We start from the raw sequence: 18,944 nt of genomic DNA on the forward strand, positions 1-18,944 counted from the left end.
ATTTTATTCAAGATTGGCTAAAGGAAGTCAAATTAGATGTAGCAGTAAGTACCTATCAAAACTATATAAGCTTCGATAAATGCCATATTAATCCGAGATTAGGCGATTTTAGAATACAAAAAATAGAACCTATTATCATTCAAAAATTCATTTATGATTTAGTTGAAGAAACTACTTTAAATCCTAATACAATAAAAAAAATTATTGATATGTTGAAGGGTGTATTTAAAAAGGCAGTTAGTTTAAAGCTTATTAAGGACAATCCAGTTTTAGTTGTTACTTTGCCGAAACGGAATAATCAAGAAATGAAGGCTTGGGAAATAGAACAGATTGAATACTTTATTCAACATTCAAAGAAGCATAGGTACTATACAGCTTATCTTATAGCCTTATTAACAGGCATGAGAAAAGGTGAAATTTTAGGGTTGCGATGGAAAGACATTGATTTTGAAAATAAAATTGTTTACATTAGGCAAATTTATGACTTCAATGCAAAGCAGTTCAAGGTAGGAGCTAAAACAAATGCTGGTGTTCGTTCGATTCATATACCCGATGTTTTGATAGAGCAATTGAAAAAGGAGCGGGACATTGTAATTGGACATAGACTAAAGCAAGGTCAAAATTTTAATGATTATGATTTAGTGGTATGTACACGGTATGGTAACCCACTAGATTCCGCTACCCTATCTAAGCAATTAAAAACTCAAGCAGTAAAGCTTGGATTGCCTATTATCCGCTTTCATGATTTAAGACATACACATGTTACGATGTTAATTAAACAAAATGTGAATGTAAAGGTTATCTCTGAGCGAGTAGGACATACTTCAATTCAAATAACTTTAGATAAATATAGCCACGTGCTTCCTAGTATGCAGAAACTCGTGGCTGATGAACTTGATACTTTATTTAAAGTTAAAGAAATGTGACCATTTCTGTGACCAATCAAAAAAAATGATCTATAAACCTTTATATATCAAGGATATATTTAGAATGCCCAATCCCCATTGCGGAAGACAGACTCTGTTTTTCCGTCTGCTGTAATGCCGTCAATGTCCATTTCGGCCGATCCAATCATGAAGTCGACATGTGTTAGGCTATCATTGAGACCATGTTCCTTTAACTCATCACTAGACATTTGCTTTCCGCCTTCTAAACAGAATGCATAGGCACTGCCGATTGCAAGATGGTTTGATGCGTTTTCATCGAACAAAGTATTATAGAAAAGCAGATTAGATTGAGAAATTGGTGAATTAAAAGGAACGAGCGCCACTTCACCAAGATAATGTGAGCCATCATCTGTTTCGACAAGCTGTTTAAGAATTTCTTCACCTTTCTCTGCCTTAACATCAACAATACGGCCATTTTCAAATGTTAATGAAAATTGATCGATAATATTTCCGCCATAGCTTAATGGCTTTGTACTGGATACCGTTCCATTAACACCAGTTCTATGAGGCACAGTAAATACCTCTTCAGTTGGCATATTGGCCATGAATTCATGACCCTTTTCATTGATGCTGCCGGCCCCACACCAAAGGTGCTTTTCAGGAAGCTCGATCGTTAAATCAGTACCAGGTGCTTTATAGTGCAGCTTTTTATAGCGTTTACTGTTCAAATAATCTACTTTCTCGTGCAGTGTTTCATCATGCTTCTTCCAAGCTTCCACCGGATTTTCTAAATCTGTACGTGTAGCTTTAAAAATCGCATCCCACAATAATTGCACTCTTTTTTCTGTAGGTGCATCAGGGAATACCATATCGGCCCAAGCAGGAGACGGGGCTGCGATAACGGTCCAGCTGACTTTATCCGCCATTACCAACTTTCTGTAATTTGAAAGTGCTTTCCCCGCAGCTTTTTGAAAATTACCGATTCTCTCGGATTTAACACCCTTTAGTAAGTCGGGGCTTGCTGAAACGATGGACATGAAGGCAGCGCCGTTCTTTGCCAATTCTTCAAGTTCCTTCGCACGCCATTCTGGATATTCATTGAAAGCCTCATCAGGTGCGAGCTCATATTTCGTACGAGATACAATATCGTCATTCCAATTCACAACTACATTATAAGCACCGGCCTCGTATGCATTCTTTACGATAAGTCGAACTAACTCAGCTGAATCGAGGGCTGTATTGATGACAAGAGTTTGCCCATTTTGAATATTAACGCCAACCTTTACAGCAAGCTCTGCATATTTTTCTAAATTCGTTTGAAAGTCACTCATTATATAATCTCCTTTACCAAAATCTTCTTTATAATTGTAACTTTTTTGTTTGGAAAAAGAAACTTTGAAGAAATAAAAAACAAAAAGGAATCCTAGATAGATCCCTTTTTGGCAACTACTGTATTTGGTTTTTCAGAAATGGAAAACATGAGCCAGTAAAGCACAGCACTTAAAACCGCAAGGCCAGCTAAAATTAAAAACGTCCAGTCATACCCAATCCACACAGTCAAGGGAATGGAAATGGGTGCAATCGTTTTGCCGAATGTAAACCGCAGGCTTGCAGCCGCAAAATATTGCCCGCGCATATGCTCAGGAGCGATTTTTGAAACGAAGCTTTGCTGAATGCCTACTGTCATTAGCTCACCGAATGTAAAGAGTGCCATTGCAATGATTAAACCCCAAATCCAAGTCGTTTGTCCAAACATGAAAATGGCTACTGCATACGTAAGGGAGGAAATCACAAATACATTTCTTTCCTTATATTTAATCATGATTTTCGTGACAGCTACAGTAAATAAGGCTACGAGAAAACCATTTTCAGATAAAAGAATGCCGAAAGCTTGCTCACCACTGACCGTAAAGGCCCAATCACCGAATTTCAACAGTGTTTGGTTGTTTATAAACTCGCTCGTATAAATCGGAATTAATAAATCCAGCTGCATAAATGTTTGTGCCGCCAGAACACCTGCTATGATAAATAGAAGGAAGACTTTATCCTTAAAAATAATCCCGTAATCCTTCATCTGCTTGATTAAAAAGGAATACCATTTATCATTTTCATTAACTATATGGGACTGTTTGGGCATAGTTTCTCTCGTCATTTTTGCTAAAATACAAGCTAAAATAATACAGATGATGCCCGCAATTAATAGAAGCTCGAAACGGTATTTCGTGTAAAAAATGGCTCCCAACACAGGTCCGATCACAACTGCAATATTAATAGAGGTATAGAAAATCGCAAATACATGGCTGCGATGCTTTTCCTCCACAACATCTGCAACCATTGCCTGACTTGCCGGCCAATAAAATGAACTGAAAATGCCAACAAAGGCAAAGCAAATAAATCCTAGCCATGGCGAATTCAGCCATGGGGAATCGGCTAGCGCAAAGACTAGAAAGCTAAGGCCCTGTCCGAATGCTGATAAAACCATCATCGTTTTTCTTCCAAAACGATCCGCGCAATACCCGCCCATTAAATTGGCTAAAACGGAAAATACTTGAGAAAAAATAAGCAGCAATCCCGCTTTATCCTTCCCAAATTCACCTGCAAAGTAAATCGTCAAAAAAGGGAAGAACATCCAAAAAGTGATGTTAATTGCCGCTTCTCCAAATAATCGTACTTTTAGATTTGAATCCCAATCTCTTATTCTCATGCTGTATCCTCGATTTCCCTTCAGAATAACTAAATAATATTACCATTTTATTGAAGGATATACAAGAATATCTTATTTTTAACAGCTGTGAAGAGTAAATTATTATTGTGGAAATAAAAACCCTATGCTAGGCATAGGGTTCCAAAAGCTTTCAGCATGGTATTAATAAACTCCTGTTTATTGCCAATAAATTTTGGTTACCCAACCAAAATTTCAAACATACGGAGGAGTCTTAATGTAAAAAGAAACTAATAGTTTAGCAGATACAACTTGGAACTGTAAGTTTTTCAAATTTTCTCAAGGCTGTTTGAACATCCTTGAAACCTGGAACTTCCATTAATCAGATATAGACATCTGAATATTAGTTCTTACACTTTTTAACACTTAGGAGCCCGAAAATTGGAGGATTCAATGATGCCATTGACAATCTAATCTGTCCCTCTTTCTTTTATCGTGGCTTTTCAAGTCCATACTTTTTAATATGGTATTGAAGACTTTGACGGGTAATGCCAAGTTTCCTAGCGGCCTTAGAGATATTCCAATCTGTTTGTTCTAAGGTTGTTTGGATAAAATGCTCTTTGGAATTGGCAAAAATCGATTTCATCGGCTTTTTCTCTAATTCCTTCATTTCAATAGATTTATTTTTTTTATTGGAAAAGATTTTCCGTCTTATGTAAGTTGGCAGGTGATCTATTTCAATTGCCTTGTCGGCTTCGGAAACACGAATAATGAGATTCTCTATTAAATGCTCAAGCTCTCTAGTATTTCCCGGCCAATGATATTGAAGAAGAGTTGTCATCAATGATTTCGAGATTTTTGGCACTATCTTATTGAACTTTTCCTGATAGGATTCTAGGAAATATTCAATAAAGAAGTGAATATCCTCTGTCCGTTCCCGTAATGGAGGGATGTACAAGCTTGTTCGTGCAATACGGTAAAATAAGTCAAGTCTCATTTTTTCTTCAGTTATAAGCTTTTCCGGATCTTCGTTCGAGGCACTGATGACAGTACATTGAACAGGTGAAACATCATTTGAGCCAACTCGTCTGACTAATCGTTCCTGCAAAACGCGCATTAGCTTCGATTGCAATGTCATAGGCATCGAGTTAATCTCATCTAAAAATAATGTCCCGTCCTTTGCATGCTCGAAAAGACCAATTTGATTAGTGGCACCTGTAAATGCCCCTTTAACAGTACCAAATAGGGTGCTCTCCAAAAGGTTTTCCGGAATGGCTGCACAGTTAATCGCGATAAATGGACTGTTAGCTCTTGAGCTATGATTATGAATACTTTGGGCAAACAGTTCTTTTCCTGTTCCTGTTTCCCCGACAATTAAGACATCCGTATTATGAATCGCAATGTTCTGTGCTTCCTGAATTAGATTTTTTAAGGAAAGGCTATTGCCCTTAATGTTTTCAAATGTGTAGGTAGTGCCATTTTTTGAGTCTTGACCATTCTTTTCTGTGAAGGCGATCTTCCGCTTTTGCTCAATTGTTTGGTAAAGCATATCTTTAAGTCTAGTCTCATTCGTGCTAATAGAGTATACCGCGATGGTTTCTCCATCCTTTTGAATGGGAAAAGTACTATAGTTCACATACTTCGGGACCCCATTAATAGTTGAATGCGCCCTGTATCTTGAAAATATCGGCTTTCCGGTTTTAAAAGTATGTTTATGTTCGGAATTTTGCGGATTATAGTTATAAACTGACCATAAATGCTTGCCAATAATCTCATTCCGATTTAATCCTTCCATTTTTTCTTGAGCGAGATTGTATAAAATAATTTCTCCATTTTGATTGCTCATCATAACCCCTTCACCAAGAGATTCTATTATTTTTTCCAAGCAAAACAATCTCATTTTTGGATTGGCTAATAAGTCAGAAATGTCCTCAAAACAAAGAATGATATAGTGAACATCTGCAGAGAAGTTTTTCACTTCAACGGAAAATTTCTTTTGAAATAATGAAACAGTAAATGTTTCATTTTCCACAAAGCGTACATGCTCACATGGGAGGAGTTCAGCAATATGAGTGCCCTCAGTAACCTCAAATGAACTAATCTGATTCATGTCCTGCCAAACAACTTCGTAGTTTTCATTTAGAACCATGACGCCATCTGAATAGCCCTTCATTAATTTACAAATAGATTCTGCAATCAAAACTTTCCCTCCTGACTTTGCTAACTATGAAAATACATATTTTTAATATAACATTAATTATGAATTTTTTAAATAATCTGCATGCAGTATTTATCTGCATGCTTTAAATTTGTAACGGCTTACACTTCATTGTGTCTAATGAAACTGCTAAATATTTCTAATGCCAATTTTATCTGCAGGACCTACCAAGATATTATTTAAAAAATTTAATAATTACATTATTCATAAAGAAAAATATTAAATAAAATTGTTGATATATAAGGACTAATTAACTAATTTCTTGAAAAATTTACTAGTTTAATAAATTTGGCACGTTCTTTGCAATATCTATTAATGAGTTTCAGAAATTAATATTAATCTAGGGGGAAATATACATGTCACAACCAGAAATCTTATATTCCGTTAAAGCACAAAGAGGGCCGGAGCTTCGCTGTAAAGGATGGAGACAGGAATCCATTCTGCGGATGCTGGAAAATAATATGGAAAACGCTGAAAAGCCAGAAGAACTTGTCATCTATGGTGGGATTGGGAAAGCTGCCCGTAACTGGGAATCTTACCATGCGATTGTTAAATCTTTGAAAGAGCTTGAAGATGATGAAACATTAGTTGTGCAATCAGGTATGCCTGTTGCGGTATTTAAAACTCATAAATATGCCCCAACAGTTGTCATGGCAACGACAAACATTATGAAGGCAGATTGGCCAACATTCTACGATTTACAAGATAAAAACTTAACGATGTATGCGAACTATACGGCTGCACCTTGGGAATACATAGGGACACAGGGCGTTATCCAAGGCACATTCGAAACATTATCAGCTATTGCACGTCTACACTATAGTGATTCACTTGTTGGAAAAATCCTTTTAACAGCTGGTGCTGGAGGAATGGGCGGAAACCAAACAAGAGCGATGACCATGCATGGCGGAGTAGCGATTCTATGTGACTCTAATGTAGAAATCATTAAGCGCCGTATTGAAAAGAAATTTATTGATGTTTTAGCAGATTCATTGGATGAGGCGATTGCAATGGCTAAGCAAGCGGCTGCTGAAGGTAAGCCACTTGGTATTGCGGTAGTTGGAAACGCGGCTGATATTTTTGAAGAGGTTCTTGAAAAAGGCTGGCTGCCAGACATCTCAACTTCTATGACACCAGGCCACGATCCAATTTCTTACTTACCAGCGGGCTACACAGTAGAAGAAGCAGAAAAGCTTCGTGATACAGACCGTACCCTTTACTTAGAAAAAGCACGCGAAACGATGATCCGTGAATTGAAAGCGCTAATCAAATTTATGGACTTAGGCGTTCACTCTTTTGAATATGGTACAAGTCACCGTAAAGAATGTGTCGATGCCGGTTTTGATCCGAAGGAAGCGAAGCGCCTTCCAGGCTTCGTAGCTGAATACATTCGACCATTGTTCTGCGAAGGCCGCGGACCTTTCCGCTGGGTATGCTTATCCGGAGATCCAGAAGATTTAAGAAAAATTGATGAAATGATTTTAGAAAAATTTGCAGATGACTACCTAGTAACTCGCTGGATTAAGCTTGCGATGAAGCATATTCCAATTGAAGCACTTCCAGCTCGTATTTGTTATATGGGCTTTGGTCAAAGAAAAGCATTTGCATTAGAAGTTAACGATATGATTCGTCGCGGCGAGCTTTCTGGACCAGTTGCATTCTCTCGTGACAACTTAGACTCAGGCTCCATTGTGAACCCAACATTTGAATCAGAAAACATGAAGGATGGCTCTGATCTAATCTCTGACTGGCCAGTATTGAATGGACTTCTTAATGCAGTTGGCATGTGTGACCTGATCGCACTTCAAGCGAACTACTCAATGGGTGAAGCCGTTCACACTGGTGTAACAATGATCGCAGATGGAACAGATGAGTCTGATATGAGACTTGAAGTAGCGATGACAGTTGACTCTGGAATTGGGGTTGTCCGCCATGCACAGGCTGGATATGAAATCGCTCAAGACGTAGCCAATGGAAAAGGAAAATTAACGAAGGAAAGCATCAAAATCCCACTATGGTGGTCTCCAAAAGCAACATTTGGACCGAAGGATTTAGAGAAAAAAGATGTGAAAGCTTAAAAATTTGTAAAAATGGATCAGGTGGCTCATGGGGGGAACTCTTTTGAGCCCCAATTTTTTCAGAAGAAGCAAAATAAACAGCTTGATAGACTTAAAGGAGGTTTTGTAGCATGTCTGAAACGAAGGTCAAGTTAAAAGTAGACTTAGTAATCAGCAATGCATCCGAGGTCATTACATGTATCGGTGAGGATATGGAGGAAATTGGTATCCTGACTGATGCATGGATTGCAATTAAGGATGAAAAAATTGTTGGAGTTGGAGCAGAGGCAGAGGTAAAAGGAAATTTTGATTTGGGAGAGTCCTCTATTATTGATGGAACAGGTAAGGTGGTCGCTCCAGGCTTTGTTGACTCGCATACTCATTTAGTTTTCTATGGAACGCGAGTGGAAGAATATGCTGCTAAACTAACTGGAAAACCCGAAAAACTCCAACAGCTAAGCATTACAACAGGTCCGAGCAGAACAGTAGAACTTACACGAAATGAACCAGAAGAGACATTATTCCAGCAATCGAAAAAACGTGTGATGACAATGCTTGAGCATGGCATTACAACTATTGAAAGCAAAAGCGGCTACGGACTGACAACTGATAGTGAGATAAAAATTTTAGAGGTAGGCAGAAGGCTGGACAATGAAACACCGCTAGATGTGTTAAATACATTTTTAGGTGCACATGGATTTCCAGAGAATCTTACGAAAAGTGAGTATTTGGATGTCATCATCAACGAAATGATTCCTAAAGTCGGAGAACAGGGACTCGCGGAATTCTGTGATGTTTGGTGTGATGAAGGTTATTTTACGGCCGAAGAATCTGAGTTAATCCTTAAAGCAGGACTAAAATATGGAATGAAGCCAAAAATTCATGCGGATGCATATTCTTATATCGGAGGTTCTGATTTAGCAGCGGAAATGAAAATGGTTTCGATTGACCATTTAAATTATACACCAGTTGAAGTCGTGGAAAAGCTAGCTGAAGCTAAAGTGACGGGTGTATTAATGCCAGCTTTAGATTTTGCTGTCGGTCATAAACAGCCTTTTGATGCTCGCCAAATGCTAGACAAAGGAATGGAAATCGCGCTTGCGACTGACCTCTGCCCAGCTTGTTATACAGAGTCCATGCAGTTTGTAATAAATCTTGCATGCCGATTATATAAATTCTCTGTTGAAGAGGCGATTAAAGCTGCTACTTATGGCGGAGCGAGGGCACTTGATTTAGATGACCGTGGCGTGATTCAGGAAGGAAAACTAGCAGACCTGCAAATTTGGGATGTCCCAACCTATAAGCATATTGCTTACGAGCTTGGAACAAATATCGTTGAAACAGTCATTAAAAAGGGAAAAGTCGTCATTAGCCGCTAGTTAATAGATATTTGAAAATCCATAGGAAAAATATCGCACTTTTCATAAACCATCAATCTTTAAAGGGCATACAACCGATGGAATCACCGAACCATGTCCTTTAATCATGATTTAAAGGACATAAAACCTACGAGATCTTCAAACTATGTCCTTTAATCACGAGATCAAAAAGTAAGTCTATTAAAATATGGTGACGCGTGCAGAGCAAATGGGAGGGTTTCAATTATGACAACAAAACATACATCCAGTGCAGCCGAATATGTAAATGGGGAAAGATTGCAGGAGCTATTTCTAGAATTAGCAAAAATTAATGGTCCTAGCACAAAGGAACAGCTTGTTGCAGATTATTTGATTAGGGCATTGCCAGAACTAGGCTTTACGTTAGAGTTCGATGAGGCACACAAAAATTTTGATGGCGAGGTTGGCAACCTTGTCGCCTGGCACGAAGGTACAGATCCATCTATTCCGCCATTATTCTTCTCCACGCATATGGATACAGTTTTGCCAACAGAAGGGCTTAAGCCGGTAATAAAAGATGGAGTAATCCATTCTGATGGAACAACTATTTTAGGAGCTGACGATCGTGCAGCTCTTGCAGCCTATTTGGAGGCAATGAGAGCCATTATTGAAGGCGGTATTCCACATGGGCCAATCGAATTTATTTTAACTGTTAATGAGCAGCCAGGATTAGTTGGTGCCAGTTATATGGATTACTCGAAAGCAAAGAGTAAAACAGGCTATATTTTCGACAGCAGCGGGGATGTAGGTCAAATTATTCTAAAAGGACCTTATAGCTCCCGGATCTGGATGGAAGTAGAAGGAAATGCTGCACATATTGCCCTCAATGCTGAAGAGGGAAATAGTGCGTTTCTTATAGCTGCTGAAGGTTTAACTAACATGAAGTTAGGCACGATTGATGATGAGACACTGGCGAATATAGGAATAATTAAAGGTGGAGAACTGACTTCCATCATTCCCGGAAGTGTAACGGTTGCCGGGGAAGTTCGCAGCTTTTCAAAGGAAAAGCTTGATCAGCAGCTAGATCATATGGCTGAAGCAATGAAACGAGCAGCAGAGGAAAAAGGCGGAAAAGTAAATGTGAAAATTGAAAAGAAATACAGTGGATTTGATATCCCTGAAAACGATATTCTTGTAAGAAATGCAGAAGAAGCTGCTAGAAATATTCATGTAAAGCCATATTTAACAGAAACACTCGGCGGTGCAGACACAAATGTTCTGAATGAAAATGGACTAACATGCTTAACGCTTGGTTTAGGCTTCCAAAATATTCATTCTTTCAGAGAATGCATCAGCATTGAAAACTTAGTTAATACTGGCAGACTCACAGCAGCTTTAATTGAACAATGGTATAAAAATCATATAGAAAAATAGGTTAAGAGACTTTAGGGATCTATGATAGATACTTACATTTGTGGCATTAATCATGTAATTACAATTTGGCTAGGTTTTTCTTAATGCGTTTTCTGAGTTTATTTTCATGTTTGCGGGCAGAATTATGACGCTAGGCGAAGGGGAGCAGATTGTCCACACATGTGTACCAATGTTCATTCATTACAATACCTAATTTTTATATTTGGTGTCTTGGTCGCAATAGTTTTATAATACTTTATAGAGTCTGAATTTTTAGTATTTAATTTGAGGAGTGGACAACTTATGAGCAACAGTGGAATTGCAGGATTAGATGTAGTAGAACTTGATGGAGTCACATTAGATCGACATAAGGTAGAAAAGATTGTTAGAGGTACTGCAAAAGTATCAATCCCAGAGGAAAACCGCCTAAAGGTCCGCGCCAGCCGGAACCGCATTGAAAAGCAGCTTAATGACGGAAAAATTCTTTACGGTGTGAACACAGGATTTGGGAAGCTAAGTGATATTGAAATTGAGAAAGATGATATAGAGAAATTACAATTAAATTTATTAAGAGCAGATGCTGTAGGTGTTGGTGAACCTCTTCCTACTCCTGTTGTAAGAGCCATGATGACATTGCGTGCAAATGCTTTACTGCGCGGATTTTCTGGAATTAGAGAAGAAACTGTTCAATTGCTTGTGGATATGATCAATGAAGGTGTGCATCCCATCGTGCCAAGCAAAGGCTCAGTTGGAGCTAGCGGTGACTTAGCGCCACTTTCTCATATCGCAATCGTATTAGTAGGTGAAGGGAAGGCAGAATACAAGGGTGAAATTCTTCCTGGGGGAGAAGCTTTAGAACGAGCAGGATTGAAGGCGGTTTCCCTGCAAGCGAAGGAAGGCCTTGCGTTAATCAATGGAACACAATGTATGTCCGGAGTTGGAGTTGTTGCTCTTAACGAGGCAGAGAGAGTCGGTTTGGCAGCAGATATGGCAGCGTGCTTAACGATGGAAGCCCTTCATGGTGTCATTTCTGCTTTTGATAGCGAATTATTAGCAGTTCGTCCACATCCAGAGCTTGAGTTCGTTGCATCAAGAATGAGAAAGTGGCTAGAAGGCAGTGAACGGATTACACGTCAAGGAGAAATCCGCATTCAAGATGCTTACTCTATCCGCTGCATCCCGCAAGTACATGGTGCTTCATGGCAAGCCTTTAATTATGTGGATGAGCGCTTGAGGGTTGAAATGAATTCCACAACGGACAATCCGATTGTGTTAGAAAGCGGAGAAGTCATTTCAGGTGGTCATTTCCACGGTCAGCCAATTGCACTTTCAATGGACTTCCTAAAGGTTGCCGCAGCTGAGTGGGCAAATATTTCAGAACGCAGAACGGAAAGACTAGTGAACCCGCAATTGAGCGGCTTATCACCGTTCTTAGCACCAGATCCAGGCTTAGAATGTGGCTTGATGGTGGCTCAATATGCAGCAGCAGCCTTAGTATCTGAAAATAAAGTACTAGCTCACCCAGCAAGTGTTGACTCCATTCCAACATCTGCAAACCAAGAGGACCATGTGAGCATGGGTACAATTGGTTCACGTCAAGCAAGGGAAATCATTCATAATTCTGCTAGAGTCATAGCAATTGAAATGATTTGTGCTTCCCAAGCCATTTATTTAGAAAAAGCAGAAAGCCAGCTTGCTCCTGCTACTAGAGAATATTTAGAAAAAGTAAGGGCCATTTGCCCTCCGTTAGAAAGCGACCGTGCTATTTCGGATCAAATGGAAGAATTGGCTCAGTTTATTTTGAGAGAAGATGTATTGAAGTAATGAATATGGAGAAGTTGTCTTTTAATCGGATGTTGGGATTAATGGACAACTTCTTTTTCATTGTTTTGGAGGATGTGCAACCAAATAAGGTACTTATACAATGAATTATTCAGAAAAACTTTCTGTATGTTATATTTAACATACGGAATTTGAAAGGATGTTTTTTAAAATGGCAAAAAGTGTTGTAATTGCAGAAAAGCCTTCTGTTGCACGGGATATTGCACGTGTGCTGAAGTGTAATAAAAAAGGAAATGGATTTCTGGAAGGCGATAAATATATCGTTACATGGGCATTGGGACACCTAGTCACACTTGCTGATCCAGAAGTCTATGATGTGAAATATAAAACTTGGAATTTAGAAGATCTGCCTATGCTTCCTGAGCGGATGAAATTGACAGTCATTAAGCAGACTGGAAAGCAATTTCAAGCTGTAAAAAGCCAGCTGACTAGAAAAGAAGTCAATGAAATCATTATTGCTACAGACGCTGGAAGAGAGGGAGAATTAGTCGCGCGCTGGATAATCGATAAAGTAAAGGTTAATAAACCGATTAAACGGCTATGGATTTCATCTGTTACAGATAAAGCGATAAAAGACGGTTTTGCTAATTTGAAGCAGGGTAAGGCTTATGAGAATTTATATGCATCCGCTGTCGCACGTTCAGAAGCTGACTGGTATATCGGTCTTAATGCAACGCGCGCCTTAACAACTAGATTCAATGCCCAGCTAAACTGCGGCCGTGTGCAAACACCTACTGTTGCCATCATTGCAGCTCGTGAGGATGAAATTAAAAATTTCAAAGCACAAACCTATTACGGCATCGAAGCCCAAACGATAGACCAATTAAAGCTAACTTGGCAAGATGCAAAAGGGAATAGCCGCAGCTTTGATAAAGAGAAAATGGATGGGATTGTAGGGAAATTAGGCAAACAAAATGCAATAGTAACAGAAATTGAGAAAAAGCCGAAGAAATCATTCTCACCAGGTCTTTATGACTTAACGGAATTACAACGTGATGCGAATAAAATTTTTGGCTACTCCGCAAAGGAAACATTAAACATTATGCAAAAGCTGTATGAGCAGCATAAGGTTTTAACGTATCCTCGAACGGATTCACGTTTTATCTCTTCGGATATTGTCGGGACGCTTCCAGAACGATTAAAGGCTTGTGGAGCAGGAGAATATCGCTCACTAGCTCATAAGATTTTAAGCAAACCGATTAAAACTTCGAAAGCATTTGTGGATGACAGCAAGGTATCTGATCACCATGCCATCATTCCAACAGAAAGCTATGTAAACTTCTCAGCCTTCAATGATAAAGAACGGAAAATTTATGACCTAGTTGTAAAGCGGTTTTTGGCGGTCCTTTTTCCGGCATTCGAATACGAACAACTTACGCTTCGTGCGAAAATCGGCGAGGAAAACTTTGTAGCCAGAGGAAAAACAATTCTATCGTCAGGCTGGAAAGAAGTATACGAAAACCGCTTTGATGATGAAGATGCCGTAGATGATTTAAAAGAACAAATTTTACCCCGCATCGAAAAAGGCGATACATTAAACATTAGGCTTATCGCACAAACGTCTGGTCAAACAAAACCATCTTCGCGCTTTAATGAGGCGACATTACTTTCGGCAATGGAAAATCCAGCGAAATATATGGATACGCAGAATAAGAAATTGGCAGATACATTAAAATCAACAGGCGGATTAGGAACAGTTGCAACACGCGCTGACATTATTGATAAGCTATTTAACTCATTCCTGATTGAAAAGCGTGATAAGGACATTCATCTTACATCAAAAGGCCGTCAACTGCTGGATCTAGTTCCTGATGAACTAAAATCCCCTGCTTTAACAGGAGAATGGGAGCAAAAGCTTGAGCAAATTGCCCATGGCAAGCTGAAAAAAGATGTATTTATCAGCGAAATGAAAAACTACACAAAAGAAATCGTTACTGAAATTAAAGCTAGCAATAAAAAATACAAGCACGACAACATTTCCACAAAATCCTGTCCAGACTGTGGAAAACCGATGCTTGAAGTAAACGGCAAAAAAGGCAAAATGCTCGTATGCCAAGACCGAGAATGTGGACATCGTAAAAATGTTTCACGTGTTACGAACGCCCGCTGCCCGCAATGCCACAAAAAACTTGAGCTGCGCGGCGAAGGTGATGGTCAAATCTTCGTATGTAAATGTGGATATCGAGAAAAATTATCTGCTTTCGAGGCACGCCGCAAAAAAGAATCAAAAGGCAAAGTGGATAAACGTACTGTCCAAAAGTATTTGAAAAACCAGCAAAAAGATGAAGAACCATTGAATAATGCACTGGCGGAAGCATTAAAAGGGTTAAAATTTGATTAATCTTGTTTTGAAATAAGGTTATATTGCTGCAAATTTTTAAAAAGAATGATTCAATTGAATATAGAAAGAGCGTGTTTCGATTTTTTCAAAACACGCTCTTTCTTTTTTATTCGTTGTTTATAGTAAAAAAAATGATTAAACACTATGCCAAAGGCACTGTCATCCCTTTGTTAAGCGGATCTCTATCTTATTATAAGCTTTTGCCCGATTTCAAGGTATTTTGCTGGGTCAAGCTGGTTAGCTTTAACGATTGTATCCACAGATGTACTATATTTTTGAGCTATTTTCCACAGAGTATCCCCAGACTGTACAGTATGAATAACGGGCTCAATAACTGGAGATTTTACTGGAATTTCCAAAGATTGACCGGTAAATAAATGCTTTGCAGGATCGAGCTTGTTTGCTGCAACAATCGCATCAATTGTAGTTCCAAACTTTTGGGAAATCTTCCATAAAGTATCCCCTGATTGTACCTTGTAAGTAGTTGATGGCTGTGGAGAAGGACTAGCCACTGGAATAACTAGTTTCTGTCCGATTGAAAGATAATGATTCGGGTCAAGCTTATTGGCTACAACGATTGATTGAGCAGTAACATTGTATTTCTGAGCAATTTTCCAGAGCGTATCACCGGATTGTACGATATGAATCGTCTGCTCAGACGGCGGAACCGGTTCTGGCGTCACGTTTGGAACCTTTAATGTCAGCCCCACGGATAAATACTTATTCGGATCTAATTGGTTTAATTTGATGATTTCTGCAACGGTTGTTTTGTGTTTCTCAGCAATTTTCCATAATGTATCGCCTGACTGTACTATATAGTCCGTCGTATTTTGCTGGGAAGGTGACTCGGAAACAAATTCAACATCGTTCACATTGATTCTTCCAGATACACCTTCTTTAACTAGTACCTCATATTGATTATTTACAATGGTTTCAGAAAGAAGCGGGAAGATGTCGCCTTTTTGCGCTATATAGCCTTGTCCCATTGGATCAATAGACATATTTGCTTTTTCGCTGATGACACGAACATTTTTTTGCGGTTGCAAAATTTTAAACTCATAGCCGCCTTCAACTCTCAAAATTGAATTAGGGAAGGAAATATAACCTAAATTTGCACCTTCAATGACTAGCAATTTAATGGTAAAATTCCCGTTCGGAACTTTCCCGCCCATCATGTCAGTTCCATCCCAGTTAAAAGTATGCACACCTGGTTGTAGAGCCTGTTCGGTCATTACATTTTTCACATGTGCACCTGCGGCATTTGCAATATAGACGGAAACTTTTGCAGGTTCAGTAAGAGTAAATTGGCCTTCTGCTGAATCATTTACGCCGTCGCCATCAGGTGTGATTACGGAATTTTTAAATGAGGCCTGAGTAACTAATTCCTTCAATCTCCATTGAGGAATATCATAATCGCCGTCTTTAATAGTAATGATTCCAGTTTTTTCAGAACGCTGTTTCGTTTCAGGATTATTGTAGGCTGTTTCGATAGTCTTAAAAACAACATTATATTCACCATCAGCTACAATTCTGCCGGACTTATCTGTGCCGTTCCAAATGAAAGTTTGACTGCTAGGTGTTAGCTTCATTTTATTGCCTGCAAAAATTTCGTCTCCATTCTTCTGAATGCTGAGCTGAACTTCTGCTGGGCGGTTAAGATTATATTGAATTTGCACTGCTTCAGAAGATTTCCCGTATTTAGGTGAAAAATCACTTGGACTGATAGAAACTTGATCAAACAGCGGTTTCGGATTAGGTTCTGATACAACGATTAATTTTCCAAGCGGGTATCCGACCATTTGGTTTAAATCTCTATCCGACAAGTTCGCTTTAATCTGGTATTCTCCTGCCGGCAGTGGTTCCTTCTTCAGATCGTCCCATGGAACCCAGTCGATCTTGTGAGTTGTTTTGTACTCAAATGACGAGAGATTAATTGTTGCTTGGCGGCCATTTCCTTCTACCCTTAGGTATCCGCGTGTTGGCTCATTCGTTTTCAAGTCAACTGTTACATAACCAGGAACACTTCTGCCTTGAAATGCAACTGTATTTGACGAGAGATTAAAAGAAACCACTTCTGCTTGTGCAGAGGCAAACTGTGGCATTGTTGCAGCAGCAATGATGAAAAGTATGGAAAAAATTCTGAATATTGTTTTTGTCACTCTCGTTGCTCCTTCTTTCTTTAAAATATATTACAACGTTTATATTAATCTGCTTTTTAAAACCTCATCAATGTAATAATATTTCCATATCAGGGAATCCAGTTAGAGGGATAATAAATCTGTCACCGTATTCCTTTACTACACTAACAATCTAACAATCTAATTTGTTAAAATTTGTAAATTATTCGTTGACATACCCCTCTTGCTGAACATACAATTAGTTATATTCGCAAAATTTTTGAAATGGGAATGATCATGATGATGCGTAATAGGAAATTATTTTTTACATTCGATAAAAAGGCTGTATTTCAAACGCTTGTTTGAAGTACAGCCTTTTCTTTATCTCACTAATGTACTGAGGAGGAGAAAAATGGTTGTTTTATCTGATAAGACTTTAACATTAAAGGAAGTTAACAACGAACCGAGGAGGAAGGACATGGTAATTTTAACAGGAAACACTTTAACTTTAGAGGAAGCAAGAAGGGTTATATTTGAAAAGGAAAAGGTAGAGCCATCGAAAGAAAGTATGGTTGCCGTCAAGGAAAGTCATGATGCTGTGAAGAGGATTGTGGAGGAAGAAAAAGTGATTTATGGAATCACTACAGGATTTGGAAAGTTTAGTGATGTGCTTATTGATCAGAAGGATGTAAAGGATCTGCAGCTTAATCTGATTCGTTCACATGCCTGTGGAGTTGGAGAGCCATTTCCTGAGTCTGTCTCACGTGCCATGCTCCTATTTAGAGCAAATGCATTGTTAAAAGGTTTTTCTGGTGCAAGACCAGTTGTCATTGAAAGATTGCTTGACCTTGTTAACAAGGAAATTCATCCGGTGATTCCACAGCAAGGATCGTTAGGGGCAAGCGGGGACTTAGCGCCGCTTTCTCACCTAGCATTAGTTCTTGTTGGGGAAGGCGAGGTTTTTTACAAAGGGGAAAGAAGACCTGCTCTTGAGGTCCTTGTGGAAGAAGGTTTAGAGCCGCTAACATTGGAGGCGAAAGAAGGTCTGGCTCTCATTAATGGTACTCAGGCAATGACGGCAATGGGCGTTGTCGCGTATTTAGAAGCGGAAAGACTTGCCTACCAAAGTGAATTAATTGCGGCTGTTACGATGGAAGGATTAAATGGGATTATTGATGCTTTCGATGAAAAAATTCATTTAGCTAGAGGGTATAAACAGCAAGTAGAAACAGCTAAGAGAATGAGAGAATATTTGTCAGGAAGCGGGCTTATCACGAAGCAAGGGGAAATTCGTGTTCAAGATGCTTATTCGATTCGTTGCATTCCACAGGTTCAAGGGGCCTCATGGCAAGCATTAGACTATGTGAAAGAGAAGCTTGAGATTGAAATGAATGCAGCAACAGATAATCCGCTTATTTTTGACCAAGGAGAAAATATTTTTTCAGGCGGAAATTTCCACGGACAGCCGATCGCCCTTGCCATGGATTTTATGAAAATTGCAGTCGCGGAGCTTGCTAATATTTCTGAACGCCGGATTGAAAGGTTAGTAAATCCGCAGCTGAATGACCTGCCACCGTTTTTAAGCCCGGAACCAGGACTCCAATCAGGTGCGATGATTCTTCAATACTGTGCGGCTGCTTTAGTTTCCGAAAATAAAACCTTAGCTCATCCTGCTAGTGTTGACTCGATTCCATCTTCTGCGAACCAAGAAGATCACGTCAGCATGGGAACGATTGCGGCGCGACATGCGTATCAAATTATTCAAAACGTGAACAATGTACTAGCGATTGAGTTGATTTGTGCGCTCCAGGCAGCGGAATTCAAGGGATATGAAAAAATGGGAGAGAAAACAAAGTCGTTCTATTTAGAAGCGAGAAAAGTTGTTCCGTCTATTACAAAGGATCGAATCTTCGCAAAGGATACGGCTGCTTGTGCTGCATGGCTTAAGGAATTTGACATAAACTGTCTGTAGGATATAAATTGTGGAGGGTTGCTGACTGGAAAAGTAGGTTTAGTGGACAGGTTTTCGGCAAAAGGAAAAAACTTGTTCGACAAAGTAAGTTTAGTGGA

General features: G+C 39.1%; 11 protein-coding genes. 7 read left to right on the forward strand and 4 right to left on the reverse strand.

The features are described 5' to 3' along the window. Positions 1-926: tyrosine-type recombinase/integrase (locus V7149_RS14180; RefSeq protein ID WP_335346269.1), on the forward strand; the 926-nt coding region annotated here is incomplete at its 5' end. A 59-nt stretch (positions 927-985) separates the two neighbouring features. On the opposite strand, the gene V7149_RS14185 is transcribed toward V7149_RS14180, so the two are convergent. From V7149_RS14185 to V7149_RS14195, 3 genes are all read right to left on the reverse strand, one after another. Beyond that, on the reverse strand, positions 986-2,218 hold the full coding sequence (locus V7149_RS14185; protein WP_335346270.1) for an aminopeptidase: 1,233 nt from the start codon (positions 2,216-2,218) through the stop codon (positions 986-988). A 92-nt stretch (positions 2,219-2,310) separates the two neighbouring features. Beyond that, entirely contained in the window at positions 2,311-3,591 is a 1,281-nt protein-coding gene (locus tag V7149_RS14190) for an MDR family MFS transporter (protein WP_335346271.1), read from the reverse strand. Positions 3,592-4,039: 448 nt separating this feature from the next. Further along, positions 4,040-5,749 (reverse strand): sigma-54 interaction domain-containing protein, encoded by a 1,710-nt coding sequence (locus V7149_RS14195; RefSeq protein ID WP_335346272.1) that lies wholly within the window; start codon positions 5,747-5,749, stop codon positions 4,040-4,042. Positions 5,750-6,123: 374 nt separating this feature from the next. Between V7149_RS14195 and hutU the strand changes: the two genes are divergently transcribed. The 5 genes from hutU to V7149_RS14220 all read left to right on the forward strand — a co-directional run bounded on the left by hutU (position 6,124) and on the right by V7149_RS14220 (position 14,757). Further along, positions 6,124-7,845: a urocanate hydratase gene (gene hutU, locus V7149_RS14200; protein ID WP_335346273.1), complete on the forward strand. Its 1,722-nt coding sequence runs from the start codon at positions 6,124-6,126 to the stop codon at positions 7,843-7,845. 110 nt (positions 7,846-7,955) lie between these two features. Further along, on the forward strand, positions 7,956-9,203 hold the full coding sequence (gene hutI, locus V7149_RS14205; protein ID WP_335346274.1) for an imidazolonepropionase: 1,248 nt from the start codon (positions 7,956-7,958) through the stop codon (positions 9,201-9,203). 225 nt (positions 9,204-9,428) lie between these two features. Beyond that, positions 9,429-10,595, forward strand: a complete 1,167-nt coding sequence (locus V7149_RS14210) for a M20/M25/M40 family metallo-hydrolase (protein ID WP_335346275.1) — start codon at positions 9,429-9,431, stop codon at positions 10,593-10,595. Between the two features lie 282 nt (positions 10,596-10,877). Beyond that, on the forward strand, positions 10,878-12,398 hold the full coding sequence (gene hutH, locus V7149_RS14215; RefSeq protein ID WP_335346276.1) for a histidine ammonia-lyase: 1,521 nt from the start codon (positions 10,878-10,880) through the stop codon (positions 12,396-12,398). A 169-nt stretch (positions 12,399-12,567) separates the two neighbouring features. After that, entirely contained in the window at positions 12,568-14,757 is a 2,190-nt protein-coding gene (locus V7149_RS14220) for a DNA topoisomerase III (protein WP_335346277.1), read from the forward strand. Positions 14,758-14,939: 182 nt separating this feature from the next. Here the strand turns inward: V7149_RS14220 and V7149_RS14225 are convergent, their stop codons facing one another. After that, entirely contained in the window at positions 14,940-16,916 is a 1,977-nt protein-coding gene (locus V7149_RS14225; protein ID WP_335346278.1) for a LysM peptidoglycan-binding domain-containing protein, read from the reverse strand. Between the two features lie 436 nt (positions 16,917-17,352). Here V7149_RS14225 and hutH (V7149_RS14230) point away from each other — a divergent pair, with 436 nt between their 5' ends. Continuing rightward, entirely contained in the window at positions 17,353-18,846 is a 1,494-nt protein-coding gene (hutH, locus tag V7149_RS14230) for a histidine ammonia-lyase (RefSeq protein WP_335346279.1), read from the forward strand. The last annotated feature ends 98 nt before the right edge of the window (positions 18,847-18,944 follow it).

Origin of the sequence: Bacillus sp. JJ1503 (genome assembly GCF_036965125.1) — a bacterium.
GTDB lineage: Bacteria > Bacillota > Bacilli > Bacillales > Cytobacillaceae > Cytobacillus.